This window comes from Sinorhizobium americanum, assembly GCF_001651855.1.
Lineage (GTDB): Bacteria > Pseudomonadota > Alphaproteobacteria > Rhizobiales > Rhizobiaceae > Sinorhizobium > Sinorhizobium americanum.
Map to the genome: position 1 here is coordinate 1 of NZ_LNQC01000035.1, position 18120 is coordinate 18120.

The following is an 18120-nucleotide window of genomic DNA, read 5'->3' on the forward strand; positions in this document are numbered from 1 at the left end:
AGCCAACCAGGAAACTCTAGAGCGAAGGTCGTCGTCGCCAGCAGCGCCGCCGCCCTCGTCAGTGATCGGGCTTATAGACCCCACACCTCAGACACGTCAACAGGCTTCTTCAAAAAAACTTCAAAAAACGACAAGCTGCTGATTTCCAAGACGTATTTCCGATGATCCGGAAGACCGACGGGAATCGTCCGTAGAGACGACGTCAAAAATGTTGACCGGTTGATAAAATTGCTCCGTCTTGCGCGTTCTCGCCTCTGGGCACGATTTCCTCCTCGCTAAAGCCGCTTTTCCGCGCCCGTCAAAGACTGCTAGTGTCTGTCGCATCTGACGGAGGAGACATCGACAATGCTGGTACTGGATGTGGCTCAGACACGCGCGGCTCTGCCCTGGGACGGCCTCGTCCGGGCGCTCGGGGAGATGTTCGCGAAAGGATGCGTCATGCCGGTGCGCCATCATCACGATGTCGAAGTGCCCGGCGAAGCGGATGCGACGCTGCTCATCATGCCCGCCTGGCAGCCGGGCGCCTATATCGGCGTCAAGATGGTTTCGGTTTTTCCCGGCAACCAAACCCGTGCGCTGCCGGCGATCCATGGCAGCTACTTGCTTTCCTCCGCCAAGACCGGCGAGTTGCTGGCGATCCTCGACGGCGGCGAGCTGACGGCCCGGCGGACCGCTGCGGCTTCCGCGCTCGCCGCACGCCACCTGGCGCGCGAGGATGCGGGCCGGCTGCTGATGGTCGGTACCGGGCGGCTTTCGGCCAATGTCATTGAGGCGCATGCCTCCGTACGCCCTATCCGCGACGTGGCGATCTGGGGGCGCGATCCAAAAAAGGCCGAGGCGACAGCGAAGGAACTCGACCTTAAAGGCGTTGCGGTATCGGTCGCGATGGATCTCGAGGCGGCTGCGCGCGAAGCGGATATTGTCTCCTGCGCGACGCTCTCTTCCGAGCCGCTGATCCGCGGCGACTGGCTGAAGCCCGGCGCGCATCTCGACTTGATCGGCGCCTTCAAGCCGTCCATGCGCGAATCCGACGATCGCGCCGCCGCCCGCGCCAGCATCTTCGTCGATACGCGCGACGGGGCGCTCAGCGAGGGCGGCGACATCGTCCAGCCGCTCAGGGCGGGTGTCATCACGGAGGCGTCAATCCGCGCCGATCTTTTCGAGCTTGCCCGCGGCACACATCCGGGCCGCACCACCCCCGACGAAATCACCCTGTTCAAATCAGTCGGCGCCGCGCTCGAGGATCTCGCCGGCGCCGTGCTTGCCTTCGAGGCGTACCGCGGCAAGGCTTAGGCGGACACTCGCGCTCGTCCGGCGGGTGCTTCACCGAAACGTGACGCCTGCCCGCGAGCGCCTGCATTGACGCCGCATGGGCTTGCCGTACCTTCGACCGACATCAGGCGGGAGGGAGCGGCAGCCACATGATCGGAGCAAGAAAAATCGTTGCGGCGGCAATGCTGGCCTTTGGCCTTGCCGGCGAGGCGTCGGCAGCCGATGCCGGCAACTGGAATGCCGTCCTTGCCGAGGCGAAGGGCCAAACGGTTTATTTCAACGCCTGGGGCGGCTCCGAGAATATCAACGCCTATATTCGCTGGGCGGGCGGCGAGATGAAATCCCGCTACGGCGTCGACGTGGTCCATGTGAAGCTCGACGATACGGCGAAAGCGGTCGCAACGGTGGTTGCGGAGAAGGCGGCGGGGAAGAACGACGGCGGTGCGGTCGATCTGGTCTGGATCAACGGCGAGAATTTCGCGGCGATGAAGCGCGAAGGGCTTCTCTTCGGGCCCGACTGGGCGACGAAACTGCCGAACTGGCGCTATGTCGATCACGAGACCAAGCCGACGGTGCTTCGGGATTTCACCATTCCGACCGAGGGGCTGGAAAGCCCGTGGGGTGGCGCCAAGCTGGTGTTCTTCCATGATACTGCGCGAACGCGGAAAGCCGATCTGCCCGATTCGGCAAAAGGGCTCCTGACGTGGGCGGAATCCAATCCGGGCCGCTTTTCCTATCCTCAGCCGCCGGATTTCACCGGCACCTCCTTCCTGAAGCAGGTGCTGATCGAGCTCCTCGACGACAAGGCCAAGCTGCAACGGCCGGTCGACGACGCGACCTTCGCGGCGGATGCTGCGCCGCTGTTCGCCTATCTGGACAAGCTGACGCCGCTCCTTTGGCGGCAGGGCAAAGCCTATCCGCAGAACTATCCCGACATGAAGCAGAAGCTCGCCGATGGCGAGCTCGATATCATCTTCGCCTTCAACCCGGCGGAGGCGTCGTCGGCTATCGCCAATGGCGAGCTTCCGGACACGGTGCGCTCCTTCGTCTTCTCCGGCGGCACGCTCGGCAACACGCATTTCCTCGCCATCCCCTATAATGCCACGGCGAAGGCCGGGGCGCTGCTCGTCGCCGATTTCCTGCTTTCGCCGGAAGCGCAACTGCGCAAGCAGGACCCGAAGGTCTGGGGCGATCCGACTGTTCTTTCGCTGGCAAAGCTTGCCGCCAAGGATCGATCCGCCTTCGAAAATCTCGATCTCGGCATTGCCACTCTGAAGCCGGACGAACTCGGACCGGCGCTCGACGAGCCGCATCCGGACTGGATGACGCGGATCGAGGCCCAATGGATCCGGCGCTATGGGGCGGCCAATTAGCGTCAAAGCGTTGAAGGGATCGCGCACTTTTACCGCGAACACGCTTCTTGCCCTGATCCTGGGACTGCCGATCCTTGCCGGCGTAGCGGGGGTCGTCTTGCCTGCCTTCGGCTATCTGCCGGCGCTCGGCCGCTCGGAGTTTACGTTCAACCACTTTGCCGAGCTTTTTGCTCAGCCGCATATCCTGCGCTCCAGCCTCACCGGTCTCTTGGCCGGCTTAGTCACTACCGGCGCCGCCGTTGCGGTCGTCGGCACCTTCCTGGCGGGATTTGCCGGGACGCCGGCCTTTTCGCGCATTCAGCACGTGGTGTCGCCGCTCCTTGCCGTTCCGCATGCGTCCGCCGCCTTTGCGCTGGCCTTCCTCGTGGCACCCTCGGGCTTTCTCGTTCGGCTGGTTTCGCCGGAACTGACCGGTTTCGGTCGGCCGCCGCAATGGCTCGTTCCGAACGATCCGCTCGCTCTCTCGATGCTCGCCGGGCTGATCACCAAGGAAGTACCCTTCCTCTTCCTGATCGCGCTCGCCGCGTTGCCGCAGCTGCCGCTCCGCCAATCCCGACAATTGACCGCAGCGCTCGGCTATGGGCGCCTGATCGGCTTTCTCGTCAGCCTCTGGCCGGCCCTCTACCGGCAGATCCGCCTGGCGGTGTTCGCCGTCCTCGTCTACTCCGTTTCGGTCGTCGACGTCGCCATCATCCTCGGGCCGCAGCTGCCGGCGACACTGCCGGTGCGGATCGCCCAATGGACGGCGGATCACGACCTCGGCGCCCGGTTTCTCGCCTCGGCTGCCGCCCTGCTGCAGCTTGGCGTCGTTCTTGCAGCGGTCGCAATCTGGCTGCTCATCGAACGGCTCGGGCGGTTTGTCCTCCGCAAGCTGACCTATTCGGGGCGGCGCCTGAGAAACGACGCCGTACCCCGGCTCGTCTCCGCTTTCGCAATGGCCGGCTGCGCCGCTCTGATCTTTCTCGGCATCTCGATCCTCGGCGTCTGGTCGGTCGCCGGGCTCTGGCCGTTTCCGCGTGCTTTGCCGGCAGAACTCACGCTGCAAACCTGGCTGCGAACGCTGCCGCCGCTCTGGCCGGTGCTCCGAACTACGACGGCGCTTGCTCTGTTGTCGGCGGCGCTCGCCCTCTTTTGTGCCATTCTGCTGCTCCACCGAAACGGCGCCGCAGAGCGTCGCGGGAACGTGCCGCGCTATCGATTGCTCTATCTGCCGCTGCTGCTGCCGGAAATCAGCTTCGTTTTCGGCCTGCAGATCCTGATCATCTCGGCAGGGCTGAAGCCTGCCTTTTGGAGTGTGCTGGCGGTCCATTTCCTGTTCGTCCTGCCTTACGTGCTGCTGTCGCTCTCCGCCCCTTGGCGCGAAGTCGATCCGCGCTTCGAAAGGATCGCGGCCGGCTTCGGCAAGTCTGCGTTGCGAACGCTGCTGACCGTCCGCCTGCCGCTCCTGTTCCGGGCATGCCTCACCGCCTATGCCGTCGGCTTCTCGGTGTCTGTCAGCCTCTATCTTCCGACGCTGCTGATCGGCGGAGGGCGGCTGACGACGATTGCCACCGAGGCGGTGGCGCTTTCCTCGGGCGGCGACCGGCGGGTGATCGGCGTCTATGCGCTCGTCCAGGCGTCCCTGCCGTTTCTTGCATTTCTCATTGCCTCGCTCGGCCCCCAATTGCTATTCCGCAACCGCCGGGCAATGAGGACGTGAATGCTGGAAATCCCCGAGACTAGACCCCTGACATTGTCGGACGTGACGATCCGGCTGGCGGAGCGGACCCTGCTTGCGGTCTCGGCGACGGTGATGCCCGGGGAGGTTCTGACGATCATGGGACCGTCCGGCTCCGGGAAATCCGCCTTGCTCGCCTTTGCCGGCGGCTTCCTCGATCCGGCATTCGACGCCAGCGGCCGGCTGCTGATCGGCAAGGAAGACCTGACCAATGTTGCCGCCAACCGGCGCCACGCTGGCATCCTCTTCCAGGATCCGCTGCTGTTCCCGCATCTCTCCGTCGGCGGCAACATCCTGTTTGCCGTCCCGCCGTCCGTCCGGGGACGCGAGACACGCCACGCGCTTGCCGAGCGGGCGCTCGCCGAGGTCGGGCTCGCCGGCTTCTTCGACCGTGATCCGGAAACGCTGTCCGGCGGCCAGAAGGCGCGCGTGGCGCTGCAGCGGGTGCTCGTCTCGGCGCCGCACTTCCTGCTGCTCGACGAGCCTTTTTCGAAGCTCGACACGGCGCTGAGGCAGCAGATGCGCGAACTGGTGTTTTCGAGAGCCAGGGCGGCTGGCCTGCCTGCCATCCTCGTCACCCATGACAGCGCCGACGCGGAGGCGGCCGGCGGCGCGGTGATCGAAATCGGCGGCGAGGCGAAACCATGAGGGCCGAGCTTCCACCCCTGCCGGTCCGCGAGATCCTCCCGGCGCTTGCCGAAACGCTCGCGAGATCGCCATCCGTCGTGCTTTCAGCGCCGCCCGGGGCCGGCAAGACGACGCTGGTGCCGCTTTTCCTTCTCGATCAGCCATGGCTGAACGGCGGCAAGATCATCCTGCTCGAGCCGCGGCGCCTCGCGGCGCGGGCCGCGGCCGGGCGCATGGCCGCGTTGCTCGGCGAGAAGGTCGGCGAGAAGGTCGGCTACCGCATGCGGCTCGACAACCGGATCTCGGCGAAGACCCGGATCGAAGTTGTGACCGAGGGCGTCTTCACCCGGATGATCCTCGACGATCCGGAACTCTCCGGCGTCGCGGCGGTCCTTTTCGACGAGTTTCACGAGCGGTCGCTCGACGCCGATTTCGGCCTGGCGTTGGCGCTCGACGTTCAATCGGCGCTGCGCGACGATTTGAAGATCATCGTCATGTCGGCGACGCTCGACGTCGAGCGCGTCGCCGGATTGCTAGGAGACGCGCCGGTTCTTCAAAGCGAGGGGCGGAGCTATCCGATCGATATCCGCTACGAGAGCAGAGACGCCGGTGAACGCGTCGAGGATGCGGTGGTTCGGACGATCACCGAGGCGCATCGGTCCGAGGAGGGCTCGATACTCGCCTTCCTGCCGGGCCAGGCCGAGATCACCCGGACGGCCGAACGCCTCGCCGGGCGTTTCGACCAGAATACGATCGTGGTGCCGCTCTACGGAAATTTGAGCCAGAAGGAGCAGGATGCGGCGATCCGGCCGCCGCCGAGGGGCAGCCGCAAGATCGTGCTCGCGACCTCGATCGCCGAAACCTCGATCACCATCGACGGGGTGCGCATCATCGTCGACAGCGGCCTGCAGCGGCTGCCGGTCTTCGAGGCTTCGACCGGGATCACCCGGCTGGAGACCGTGCGCGTCTCGCGGGCCTCGGCCGATCAGCGTGCCGGCCGCGCCGGGCGAACCGAGCCGGGTGTCGCCATCCGGCTGTGGCATGCCGGCCAGACGGCCGCGCTTGCCGCCTTCACGCCACCGCAGATTCTCGCCAGCGACCTTTCCGGCCTGCTGCTTGACCTTGCCCATTGGGGCGTCGCCGACCCATCGTCACTCAACTTCATCGATCCGCCTCCGGAAACGACGCTGCGGGAAGCACGCAGCCTGCTCGTCGACCTGGGGGCACTCGACGTGCATGGCTCACTGACGCCGAGAGGGCGCGTCATCCGCGACATGGCACTGCCTGTCCGGTTGGCGGCAATGACTGTTTCGGCGGCAGACGAGGGGCAGGCGCATGAGGCCTGCCTCGTCGCGGTAATGCTCACCGAACAGGGCCTCGGCGGCAACAGCCTCGACATCGAGGATCGGCTGCGGCGGTTCCGCAGCGAGCGGAGCGACCGGGCGGAGGCGGCACGGGGGCTTGCCAGACGAATGGCCGCGGACCTCGCTCAATCAAAGCCCACGGGCCAGTCCGCCCCGCCAGGGCCGCTGCTCATGCACGCCTTTCCCGACCGCATCGCCCTACAGCGCGGCGGCCGCGGCCGCTTCGTTATGGCCAACGGGCGCGGAGCGGAAGTGCCGGAGACCGAACGGCTGGCGGCGGCGGCGATGCTGGTGATTGCCGACCTGACGGGACGGGCGGGCGCGCAGCGGGTGCTGGCCGCGACGGAAATCACCCGGTCCGACGTCGAAGCCCATATGCCCGAGGCGATCGTCACAGAGGAACAGTGCTTCTTCGACCGGCCGAGCCGCCAAGTCAGGGCCCGCCGGGTGACCCGGCTCGGGGCGATCATTTTCGACGAGGCGCCGCTGCCGCGACCGCGCGGCGAGCCAGCCGCCCGGGCGCTCGCCGACGGCATTCGCCAGTTGGGACTGGCTGTCGTGCCGTTTCCGAAGGACGTGGATCAATTGCGCGACCGCATCGGCTTTCTTCACCGCTCGATCGGCGAGCCCTGGCCCGACATGTCGGATGCGGCGCTTATCTCCCGGCTCGATGAATGGTTCGTTCCGTTTCAAGGGGAGGCCGGCGGCATTGACGGAATCAAGGGCCGCGACCTCGCGGAAGGTCTGATGTCACTCATGCCTTACGATCTGCAGCGCGATCTCGCCAAGCTCGCTCCGACGCATTTCGAAGCGCCGACCGGGCAGCGCCACCCGATCCACTACGACGGCGACGAACCACTGCTTTCGATCCGCGTCCAGGAACTCTTCGGTCTCAGGGCGCATCCGGCGATCGGCGACGGGCGGCTGCCGCTGCTGCTCGAGCTGATCTCGCCCGGCAAGCGCCCGATCCAGACGACGCGCGACCTGCCGGGCTTCTGGGCGGGCTCCTGGAAGGACGTCCGGGCCGACATGCGCGGCCGCTACCCAAAGCACCCCTGGCCGGAGGATCCGGCCAACGCCATGCCGACGACGCGCGCCAAGCCGCGCGGCACCTAAAGCGCGTCGCGTTCAAACGTATTCACGCGGCGCGCTTTGGGTCTTTGTTTCTGTGCATGTCGTCGTCCCAAAACCGCTGCGCCCTTTTTAGCGACATGCATTAGGGCTGGTTTGTCATTCGCGGATTGCGATAGTCTTTGAAGCGAGCGCATGAGGGACCGGCAGGCAGAATGGCGACGATGACACTCGACAATGAACTCAACAGCAATCGCAGCCTGAGACTGCAAACGCTCGTGCGGCTGCGCTGGTTAGCGGTCGGCGGCCAGTCCGTCGCCGTCATCGTCACGGCGCTATGGCTGCAGTTCCCCCTGCCGCTCGTCCCCTGCTCGCTGCTGATCGCCAGCCTGGCGCTGCTCAATGTCTTCCTCACCATCCGCTTCCCGCCGACGCATCGCCTGACGGCGGCGGCCGCCTTCGTGCTGCTCGGCCTCGATCTCGCGCAGCTGACGGCGCTGCTCTTCATCACCGGCGGGCTCGCCAATCCGTTTGCGCCGCTGCTTTGCGTGCCGGTGATCATCTCCTCGGCCTCGCAGCCGAAGCCGCACAGCGTTGTTCTTGCCGTGTTCGCGGTCATCGGCGTCACGGCGCTAGCCTTCTCGCCCTTCCCGCTGCCCTGGTATCCCGGCACCGTGCTGTTGATGCCGCGCGTGCTGACGGCCGGAATCTGGTTCGCAATCGTCTCGATGACGGCCTTCGCCGCCTTCTACACCTATCGCGTATCGCTCGAGGCAAGCGAGCTTTCCGAGGCGCTGACCGCGACCGAACTCGTGCTCCAGCGCGAAAAGCACCTGTCGCAGCTCGACGGGCTCGCCGCCGCCGCCGCCCACGAACTCGGCACGCCGCTTGCGACGATCACCGTCGTCGCCAAGGAGATGGAGCGGGAGCTCGGCGACGATCCGCGCTTCGGCGAGGACGTGCACCTGCTGCGCAGCCAGAGCGAGCGCTGCCGCGACATTCTGAAACGCCTGACGACGCTTTCCTCCGAAAGCGAGGAGCACATGCGGCTCCTGCCGCTCTCTTCGCTGATCGAGGAGGTGATGGCGCCGCATCGCGAGTTCGGCATCCAGATCAAGTTGATCCAGAAGGGCGACCGCGCCAGCGAGCCCGTCGGCAACCGCAATGCCGGCATTCTCTACGGACTCGGCAATCTTCTCGAAAACGCCGTCGATTATGCCCGCGAGGCGGTGACGGTAACGGTCGAGCACACGGCGGAGCGCGTCAAGGTGACGATCGAGGACGATGGCGACGGCTTTTCGCCGGATATCCTCGCAAGGATCGGCGAGCCCTATGTCACCCGCAGGCAGAAGGAAGACAGCGCCGGCGGACTGGGGCTCGGCCTCTTCATCGCCAAGACGCTTCTGGAGCGATCCGGTGCCAGGCTTCGTTTTGAAAACAGCCCCGGTGCCCGGGTCAGCGTCGAATGGCCGCGCGCGCTGATGGATACGAAACTGGCGAAATGATTTTTGACAGTTTATTGAAGACTGCTACTGCATGTCGACAGCGGTTTTGGGACATCGACATGCACAAAAACAAAGAACTAAAGTGCGTCGCATGAATATGATTGAATGCGACGCGCAATAGAAAAGCCACATAGATTCAGCGCAAACCCCCAAGTTTTGGCTCCGGATTTACGAGAATGACCGAAAAATCGCCGGCTGCGCATGCCACCCCTCAAGATGCCGAACTGATCGGAGCGGACAAGACGCTTTTGATCGTCGATGACGACGGGCCGTTCCTGCGCCGCCTGGCGCGCGCCATGGAGGCACGCGGCTTTGCGGTGGAGATCGCCGAATCCGTCGCCGAGGGCATCGCCAAGGCCAAGACGCGGCCGCCGAAACATGCGGTCATCGATCTGAGACTGGGCGACGGCAGCGGCCTCGACGTGATCGAGGCAATCCGCGGCCGGCGCGACGACACAAGGATGATCGTGCTGACCGGCTACGGCAATATCGCTACCGCGGTAAACGCCGTGAAGCTCGGGGCGCTCGACTATCTCGCCAAACCGGCGGATGCCGACGAGATTTTCACCGCCCTCGTGCGGCGCGAAGGCGAGCGCGTCGAGCTGCCGGAAAACCCGATGTCGGCCGATCGCGTCCGCTGGGAACATATCCAGCGGGTCTATGAAATGTGCGAGCGCAACGTCTCGGAGACGGCGCGGCGGCTCAACATGCACCGCCGCACGCTGCAGCGCATTCTGGCAAAACGCGCGCCGAAGTAGCTAATCCCGCGCGCCGCTGACGATGTCGCTGATCGACTGGCCGAGTTCGCCATTGCGCTCGGCCGCCCATTCGGCGAGCATCAGGCGCTGCGCCGCCGTGCGGGCAAAGGCCTGGGTCACCGATTTGCGCGTCGCCGGCGCCAGGCGATGTTCCGGCGCTTCACGCAGCATGTGCGCATCGTAGCCATCGGAAAGCAGCAGTCCGCATTCCTCCGGGAAAATCTCGAGCGGCACTTGCGCGTGGGTGGCGAAGAACAGCCGATCGCAATGGAGGCGGTAATCCGGCCACTTGCGGTCGACGCGAAAGTCTTCGATCGACGTCTTGATCTCGACGATCCAGATCTCCCCTTTCGGAGAAATCGAAATCAGGTCCGCACGCCGGCCGCTGGCGAGCGTCAGTTCCGGCAGCACCGCGTGGCGCAATTCCAGGAACAATCGCTGTACGCCACGGCGCACCTTCAGCGCCCGCTCGGACTGACGCCCGTCGGAGAGCGGATTGTCGCCATGGATCGATAGGATCGTCATCGGCAGTCCCGGCCTCTCATCCCCTTGTTGCAAAAAAACCATCGTCACGGAATTTGCACATTTCGGCCGAATTGCGGCGGCGCGATCTATTGCGCAGTGCACTGCGATCGCAAATAAGCTGACGGCCGGGCACCTCCCGCCGTTTTTCCTGATTCCCTTTTACGAGACCCCCATGCGCTTCCGCAACGCTCTCCTTTTGTGCAGTCTGGCGGCGACCGTCTTCATCGCCGGCTGCTCGCAAACGACGTCCACCGCAGGCTCTCCCGAGGGCCAGAAAGTCGCGACGAACCAGATCTTTACCGGCAATTACGGCGCCGTCGAGGACCACGGCTATCCTTTGCCGGCCATTCCGATCAAGCGCCTTGACGCTCGCTTCCACCGCCAGATCGTCGACTACGACACCAAGGAGCGGCCGGGCACCATCGTCGTCAACACGCCCAATCGTTTCCTCTATTATGTGCTGCCGGGCGGCAAGGCGGTGCGCTACGGCATCGGCGTTGGCAAGGCGGGTTTTGCCTGGGAAGGCGAGGCCTATGTCGCCTGGAAACAGGAATGGCCGACCTGGCACCCGCCGAAGGAAATGGCCGAGCGCAAGCCGGAAGTCGCCAAGTATGTCGAAGAGGGCATGGGCCCCGGCATCACCAATCCGCTCGGCGCCCGCGCGCTCTACCTCTTCAACGAGGAAGGCAGGGACACGCTCTTTCGCCTGCACGGTACGCCGGAATGGGCCTCGATCGGCACCGCAGCCTCCTCCGGCTGCATCCGCCTGATGAATCAGGACATCATCGACCTTTATTCGCGGGTTCGCCCCGGCCGGAGTGCACGCGTCGTAGTGCAACAGTAACGGCTGGAAACGAGCGAGAACTCAAACAAAGGGCCGCCGGTTGATGCCGGCGGCCTTTTGTTTTTGCTTATTGCTGTGCCGCCTGCTTCGCCTTCAACTCCAGCCGCCGGCGGTGCAGCACCGGTTCGGTATAGCCGTTCGGCTGTTCGCGGCCCTTGAGCACCAGATCCAGCGCCGCCTGGAAGGCAATCGAATCGTCGAATCGGCCGGCCATCGGGTGATAGTTCGGATCGCCGGCATTCTGCCGGTCGACGATCTCCGCCATGCGCTTCATCGTCTCGACGATCTGCGCCTCGCTGACGATGCCGTGGTGCAGCCAGTTGGCCATGTGCTGGGCCGAGATGCGCAGTGTCGCCCGGTCTTCCATCAGGCCGACATTGTTGATGTCGGGAACCTTCGAGCAGCCGACGCCCTGGTCGACCCAGCGCACGACATAGCCGAGGATGCCCTGGGCGTTGTTGTCGAGTTCGCGCTGGATCTCTTCTTCCGTCCAGTTCGGCCGCGCCGCCACGGGCACCGATAGAATATCCGCGAGCTTGGCCCGCGGCCGGCTCTTGAGACCTGCCTGAACCTCGGCGACGTTGACGCGGTGGTAATGCGTCGCATGCAGCGTCGCCGCCGTCGGCGAGGGAACCCAGGCGGTGTTGGCGCCGGCCTTCGGATGGGCGATCTTCTGCTCGAGCATCGCCGCCATCAGGTCGGGCATGGCCCACATACCCTTGCCGATCTGGGCATGCCCGGAAAGCCCGCAGTCGAGGCCGATATCGACGTTCCAGTTCTCGTAGGCACCGATCCAGGCGGCCTGCTTCATGTCGCCCTTGCGGATCATCGGGCCGGCTTCCATCGAGGTATGGATCTCGTCGCCGGTGCGGTCGAGGAAGCCGGTATTGATGAAAACGACGCGCTCGCGGGCGGCGCGGATGCATTCCTTGAGGTTGACGGTCGTGCGCCGTTCCTCGTCCATGATGCCCATCTTGATGGTGTTTTCCGGAAGCCCAAGTGCGGCCTCGACGCGCGCAAAAATCTCGCAGGCAAAGGCCACCTCCTCAGGCCCATGCATCTTCGGCTTGACCACATACATCGAGCCCGAGCGGGAGTTTGCCCGCCGGCCATTCGGGCCGATGTCGTGCAGCGCGATCAGCGCCGTCACCATGGCGTCCATCAGGCCTTCGGGCACCTCGCGGCCGTCCCGGTCGAGGATCGCCGGGTTAGTCATCAGATGCCCGACATTGCGCACCAGCATCAGCGAGCGGCCGGGCAGCGTCAGCGTAGCGCCGTCCGGCCTGGTGAAGACGCGGTCGGGGTTCAGCCTGCGGGTGAAGGTCCGGCCGCCCTTGGCGACCTCTTCCGCAAGGTCGCCCTTCATCAGCCCGAGCCAGTTGCGATAGACGACGACCTTGTCATCGCCGTCGACGGCGGCGACCGAATCCTCGCAATCCATGATCGTGGTGATCGCCGATTCGAGGATGACGTCGGAAATGCCGGCCGTATCGGCCTGGCCGATCGGCGTCTTCGCATCGAGGACGATGACGATGTGGAGATTGTTCTGGCGCAGAACGATCTCGGATGGCGCCGCTACGGTTCCGGAATAGCCGGCGAACTGAGCCGGATTGCGAAGCGTCGTCCTGGCGCCGCTCGCCAAGGTCAGCGAGAGAGTTGGCCCGTCAATTGCCAGTCCGGCGACGTCGCTCCAGCGGCCTGTCGCGAGCGGCGCGCTCGCATCGAGAAAGTCCCGGACCCAGGCGATGACCTTGGCACCGCGCGCCGGATTATAGCCCTTGCCGCGCTCGGCTCCGTCCCTGTCGGCAATGGCGTCGGTGCCGTAGAGCGCGTCATAGAGCGAGCCCCAGCGCGCATTGGCGGCGTTCAGCGCATAGCGGGCATTCATCACCGGCACGACGAGCTGCGGGCCGGCAATGGTCGCGATCTCCGGGTCGACATTGGCGGTCGAGACGGAGAAGCCCGGCCCTTCCGGCAGGAGATAGCCGATCTCTTTGAGGAAGGTCTGGTAGGCCCCCATATCGAGGGGCGCGCCATGTTCGCGATACCAGGCATCGAGCTTGGCCTGAAGGTCGTCGCGCTTGGCGAGAAGAAGGCGGTTCTTCGGACCGAGTTCGTGGACGAGTTGCGAGAGGGCCGCAAGAAAATGGTCCGGATCGACACCGGTCCCCGGCGTCGCCTCGTCGACAAGGAAGCGGTGGAGACCCGCATCGATCTTCAGATCATGTTTCTCAACGCGGTCCATGCGGCAGCTCCTGAATCACTCTATGCCAGATTCCAATAGTAGGAGCGGGATGCATGCGGAAAATTCAGCCTTTTCCATCCCGCTCACGCGCGCGGACAGTCTCTCACCAACCGGCTCCATGTCAATTCGGCAAGGATGCGAAGAATTCTTTCCAAATTGGAAAAAATCCCAAATGGAAACATCAATGATGTGCGATGCGCGGCCGGCCGCTTGCCGAAGCGATGAAGCGTGCCTCGACCAGCTTGCGGCCGCCCTCGACCTCCGGGGCATCGATCTCCTCCCAGTTCGTAGCGGCGGGTTCTTCGGCGCCGTTGGCGCGCGCCGTCTCCAGCGCCATCATCTCGGCGCGGCGGCGGGCGGCCCCGAAGGCCTCGTCTTGGTCGATGAAGCGCTCGCTCGCGCCGGCGCCGTTGACGATGAAGATACCCTCCTCGGGTGTCGTGACGAAGACGGTGACGGTGGCGCGCACCTGGCCAACGACGGCGCCGACGGCATTGGCGACATCTGCCTCCGCCGGGATTGCCGCTTCCGTCGCCAGGATGGCGGCGATCGCTGGATAATAGACCGGCGCCGAGGCCCCAAGGCCGACGAGCGGCCGGTCGAGGCCGAGCGAGAAGCGGACGATGCCGGGCTCGCGCTTCAATGCCCGGTCGACGGCAAGCGAAGCGGTCGGATCGATGGCGCCGGCGCCGTCCTCATGCAGGCAGGCCTGGAGAATCACTTCCGAGGATTGCCGCGTCAGCCGGTCGACGATCATTTGCGCCAGCGTCTCGGGAGAGCCGGCGATCGGCTGGCCCGAACCATCCTTGGTGCGGGCGGCGATCTTCAGGCCGAGCAGCGCTGCCTCGCTGTTCCACTGCGACTGGCGGCCGAGCACGTGCATCGCGTCGGACGGCGTCAGCGCGCAGATATGCACCAGCCCGCGGGCGACAAGCCGGTCGAGCGTCGCCTTTTGCAGCGTGCTGAGGATAAGATCCGCAAGCGCCACGGGCACCGCGCCGATCCTGTCGTAGAGGGCCTGCTCCTGCGGCTGCAGGCCGCTTGCAAGATGGTCGGGCAGGCCGGTGCGCACCGCAAGGCGGCCGTCGTGGCGACCGGCATGGGTCGCCCGCAACTGCTTGTCGAGCACCGAAATGACCGCCTCGCCATGCAGCGCCGCCGCAAGGCTCAAGGGCAGGAAGCGGCGGGGCCCAAGATCGATCTTCGCCTTGAGGCCGCGATCGTTGATCTTCACCTCCGAATCGCCGCCGAGGCCGTAGGTGCGCATGGCGACCGCCTCGACCATGGTGCGGAAGCCGCCGACGACGGCGCCCTCCGCATCGAGTCGCGGGCGGCCGGCATCGAGCACGGCGACATCCGTCGTCGTGCCGCCGATATCGGAAACGACGGCATTCTCGAGCCCGGTCAGATAGCGGGCGCCGACAAGGCTCGCGGCCGGCCCGGAAAGGATCGTCTCGATCGGCCGCAGCCGCGCCTCGGCGGCCGAGATCAGCGCGCCGTCGCCGCGCACCACCATCATCGGCACGTCGATGCCGCGGGCCTTCAGGAAATCCTCGCAGGAGCCGACCAGGCGATCGATCATCGAAACCAGCCGAGCATTGAGCAACGTCGTCAGCGCACGGCGTGGACCGCCGAGCTTGGAGGAGAGCTCATGGCTGCAGGTGACCGGCAGATGCGAGACCTCGCGGATGCGCTCGCGCACCCTCTTTTCATGATCCGGGTTGCGCACCGCGAAGTAACCGGCGATCGCGAAGGAGGATACCTCGGGGGCAAGCCTTGGCAGCGCCTCGTCAAGGGCGCTCATGTCCAGCGGCGTCTCACCGCCGTGGACGTTGTGACCTCCCGGAAGGAAGATTACCGGATCCGACCCCAGCGCCTCCTGCAGGCCATCGCGCTTCAGGTCCTCGGGCCCGAAGCCGATCATCACCAGCCCGGCGCGGCCGCCCTGCCCTTCGACGAGCGCATTGGTGGCGAGCGTCGTCGACAGCGAAACGAGGCTGATGGCCGAAACCGGGACCTTGGCCTTTTCCAGCACGGCTTCCACCGCCCCCGAAATGCCTTCGGCAAGATCGTGGCGCGTGGTCAACGCCTTGGCCTTGGCGACGACGCCGGCCGCTTCGCTGAAAAGGACGGCGTCGGTATAGGTGCCGCCGGTGTCGATGCCGAGAAGAAGATGCGAGGTCAAGGTCTGCTCAGTCCGGTGTTGAAAACCGGGGCGACGCCCGGATGGGAAGGAATCGCTTGGTAATAGGGCATATTTTGGCGAAAGACCATCGCATGACGGCGACCTTTGCGCGTCGGATCAGGTCCGATGCTACGGCGGTACAATGTGGACACCGGAGGAGGGCTACTTCGCCCGCAGCAAAACCTTCATCGGCAGGCCGCCTTTCGGCTGGGTCGTCAGCCTCTGCACCGGCCAGGGATGCGTCGCCTCGGTCAGGTCGAAGCGGAAGCGGTGCATCAGGACGGCAAGGGCGATCACCGCCTCCTGCAACGCAAAGGTCGCGCCGATGCAGATGCGCGGACCCGCGCCGAAGGGGAGATACTGGAAGCGATTGATCTTATCGCGGTTTTCAGGGAGGAAGCGCTCGGGCATGAAGGCGCGCGGCTTCTGCCAGTAGAGCACATGGCGATGCAGCGTCCAGGGCATAATCAGCACTGATATGCCCTTGCGGATCGGCACGCGCTCGCCTTCCGGCGACGTCCACTCGTCCGCCTCGATCGCGGCCCGGTTAATCGAGGGGGCAGGCGGATAGAGGCGCAGCGCCTCCTCGAAGGCGGCGAGCACATGCGGCATCCGTTCGAGCCACTCGATCGGCTCGGCGCCGGTTGCCAGAACCGTGTCGATCTCCTTTTCCATCGTCTCGCGATAGGCCGGCATGTTGGCGATGCAATAGAGGCACCAGGCGAGCGCCCGGGCCGTCGTCTCGTGGCCGGCGCCGATGAAGGTCAGGATGTTGTCCTCGATCTCCGACGTCGAAAGTCCCTCGGGTCCTTCGAGTTGCAGGAGCAGCGTCAGGAAATCGTTCGGAACCTTGTCGGGCTCGGCCGCCATGCGCCGTCGGCGCTCTGCCATCGTTGCGGCGACGACGCCGCGAAAGCGATCGAGTACTTTCCGGCCGCCGATCCGGGTGAGACGCGGCACCCATGGGGGTGCCACGAGAAGATCCATCGGGTCGACTCGGCCCATCCGCTGCAGCAGTTCCTCGACATTGGCGGCAAAACCCTCTTTCTCGACGGCGATCTCGCTGGAGAAGAGCGTCTCGGTCAAAATCTCGAAAGTGAGCTCCGTCATATCCGTGGCAATGTTGGTGACGAATGGCTCCGAGGCGGCACGCTGGTAGCGCTCCCCGAAATGCTCCGAGACAGTTAGCATCTGGCCGGCAAAGCCTTTCGCATGGCGCGGCGTGAACACCGGCGCCATCGCCTTGCGCGACCGTTTCCACACCTCGCCCTCGGCCGTCAATAGGCCATCGCGAAGGATGGGGCGAAGGATCAATCGCCGAACCTTCGACATCTCATAGTTGGAAGCGTTCTCGACAAGGATGTAGCGGATGAGCCCCGGATCATTGACGATCAGGTTCCGCTGATTCATGAACTTCGTCTCGATCCAGGGGAGCGTATAGGAGGGCTCACCCCAGAGCTCCAGCGGGTTGCGCAGCACCGTGCGGATGATCTCGAGCCGCGAAGGAATGTGGGTGCGCGGGACGGGCGCGGGCGGCTCGAACGGCTCCGGTCGCGTGTCCATGATCATGCCTTTCCTGACGACCTACCGTTTCAGGTTTTTACGGCGCAATCAAGAAGATGATTCACGTGAAGCAGCCGGAAACTGGCTGGATCCACCCGTGATCAGAGCAAGGCCTCGAGCTCGGCGAGCTTGTCGTTGACCAGCCAGCCGTAGTAGTTCTCCTCCGGCCAGTGGACCTCGCCGCCCGCGTTCTTCGCCGCGAGCGCGGCGGCGCGCTCGTCCGGGCTGCCGACATTGTAGAGCGTGGCCGTCAGGCCGGGATTGTGGGAAATGTCCATGCCGGCGATCGAGCGGTAGGCGTCGATCGCATGGCGGATCGAGGCGGCCATATAGGCAAGCGAGACGTCCGGATCCATGATCGCCTCATAGACGGCGCCGGCATTGTTCTCGTCGAGACGATCATAGCCGGAGACGCGCGACACCATGTCGGTCAACATCAGGGCCGTCAGCGGATTGATCTGGCCGAGACCGAAGGTCTGGCCGGCGAAGAAGGGCTGGAAGAAGACGGCGCTGAAGCGGTTGTTCGGGAAGGTCTGGCCGCCGACGGTGCGACCGCGGAACTCTCTCTCCCAGACCCGCTCGCGGCAGCTCCACAGCGCATAGGATGAATTCTCGCCGGTGCAGTCGGCAAATTGCGGACGCTTGACGAATTCATCGACGGATTCGCCGTCATAACCGAAGTGGAAGCTGTTGCCCGCATAGGCGGCCGCCTTGACGTAATAGGCCTGCAGCCGGTCATAGGCGTCGACATTATAAGTGTGCTCGCCGACGATAGCGCCGATCATGTGGATCGGTGCGATGCCATAGGCGGCGGCGGTCGACTTGATCTTTGCCACGAGTTTACGGTCATTGGCGAGCAGCTCACGCACCTTCTCGTATTTGGCGTCGAAGGAGGTCCGGCCTGCTTTGGTGCGGCGAAGCGAAGCGCCTGGAACGCGCGGCTGCTCGACGTGCCGGTTTCCTTCCGGAACCACGCGATTCTCGGCCGCGGCCGGTTGCACCGCGGAGAGGCAAAGCGTGGCGATAAGAAGCAGGCAGGCGGTCAGACGCACGATCAATTTTCCTGTGAAA

Annotated in this window: 13 protein-coding genes; 8 read left to right on the forward strand and 5 right to left on the reverse strand. The window is 64.9% G+C overall.

What is annotated here, in order from left to right; all coding sequences use genetic code 11:
* The first annotated feature begins 345 nt into the window (after positions 1-345).
* The 7 genes from lhpI (at position 346) to ATC00_RS02140 (ending at position 9687) form a co-directional block, all read left to right on the forward strand.
* Positions 346-1293, forward strand: a complete 948-nt coding sequence (gene lhpI / locus ATC00_RS02110; protein WP_037390548.1) for a bifunctional Delta(1)-pyrroline-2-carboxylate/Delta(1)-piperideine-2-carboxylate reductase — start codon at positions 346-348, stop codon at positions 1291-1293.
* 128 nt (positions 1294-1421) lie between these two features.
* Complete coding sequence (locus tag ATC00_RS02115) at positions 1422-2645, forward strand: ABC transporter substrate-binding protein (RefSeq protein WP_037390547.1); 1224 nt, start codon at positions 1422-1424, stop codon at positions 2643-2645.
* Positions 2629-4344 carry an ABC transporter permease gene (locus ATC00_RS02120; protein WP_052035646.1) on the forward strand — a complete coding sequence of 572 codons (1716 nt, stop codon included), beginning with the start codon at positions 2629-2631 and terminating at the stop codon, positions 4342-4344. Before ATC00_RS02115 ends, ATC00_RS02120 begins: the two co-directional genes overlap by 17 nt.
* Entirely contained in the window at positions 4345-5010 is a 666-nt protein-coding gene (locus ATC00_RS02125) for an ATP-binding cassette domain-containing protein (RefSeq protein WP_037390546.1), read from the forward strand. It begins immediately after the preceding gene.
* Entirely contained in the window at positions 5007-7469 is a 2463-nt protein-coding gene (gene hrpB, locus ATC00_RS02130) for an ATP-dependent helicase HrpB (RefSeq protein WP_064251818.1), read from the forward strand. The genes ATC00_RS02125 and hrpB overlap by 4 nt, the downstream gene beginning before the upstream one ends.
* A gap of 170 nt (positions 7470-7639) precedes the next feature.
* Positions 7640-8929 carry an ActS/PrrB/RegB family redox-sensitive histidine kinase gene (locus ATC00_RS02135; protein ID WP_037390544.1) on the forward strand — a complete coding sequence of 430 codons (1290 nt, stop codon included), beginning with the start codon at positions 7640-7642 and terminating at the stop codon, positions 8927-8929.
* 176 nt (positions 8930-9105) lie between these two features.
* On the forward strand, positions 9106-9687 hold the full coding sequence (locus ATC00_RS02140) for an ActR/PrrA/RegA family redox response regulator transcription factor (RefSeq protein ID WP_037390543.1): 582 nt from the start codon (positions 9106-9108) through the stop codon (positions 9685-9687).
* Here ATC00_RS02140 and ATC00_RS02145 read toward each other — a convergent pair whose 3' ends face one another.
* The gene (locus tag ATC00_RS02145) at positions 9688-10212 is read right to left on the reverse strand and encodes an MmcB family DNA repair protein (RefSeq protein ID WP_037390542.1); all 525 of its coding nucleotides are present in this window, start codon (positions 10210-10212) and stop codon (positions 9688-9690) included.
* Between the two features lie 172 nt (positions 10213-10384).
* Here ATC00_RS02145 and ATC00_RS02150 point away from each other — a divergent pair, with 172 nt between their 5' ends.
* Positions 10385-11056: a L,D-transpeptidase gene (locus ATC00_RS02150; RefSeq protein WP_037390541.1), complete on the forward strand. Its 672-nt coding sequence runs from the start codon at positions 10385-10387 to the stop codon at positions 11054-11056.
* 67 nt (positions 11057-11123) lie between these two features.
* On the opposite strand, the gene ATC00_RS02155 is transcribed toward ATC00_RS02150, so the two are convergent.
* The 4 genes from ATC00_RS02155 to ATC00_RS02170 all read right to left on the reverse strand — a co-directional run bounded on the left by ATC00_RS02155 (position 11124) and on the right by ATC00_RS02170 (position 18101).
* Positions 11124-13301 (reverse strand): malate synthase G, encoded by a 2178-nt coding sequence (locus ATC00_RS02155; RefSeq protein ID WP_064251819.1) that lies wholly within the window; start codon positions 13299-13301, stop codon positions 11124-11126.
* Between the two features lie 181 nt (positions 13302-13482).
* Positions 13483-15486, reverse strand: coding sequence for a hydantoinase/oxoprolinase N-terminal domain-containing protein (locus ATC00_RS02160; RefSeq protein ID WP_064251820.1), 2004 nt, complete (start codon positions 15484-15486; stop codon positions 13483-13485).
* Positions 15487-15648: 162 nt separating this feature from the next.
* Complete coding sequence (locus ATC00_RS02165; RefSeq protein ID WP_064251844.1) at positions 15649-17049, reverse strand: cytochrome P450; 1401 nt, start codon at positions 17047-17049, stop codon at positions 15649-15651.
* A 101-nt stretch (positions 17050-17150) separates the two neighbouring features.
* Positions 17151-18101 carry a DUF1402 family protein gene (locus ATC00_RS02170; protein WP_072642834.1) on the reverse strand — a complete coding sequence of 317 codons (951 nt, stop codon included), beginning with the start codon at positions 18099-18101 and terminating at the stop codon, positions 17151-17153.
* Positions 18102-18120 lie beyond the last annotated feature (19 nt).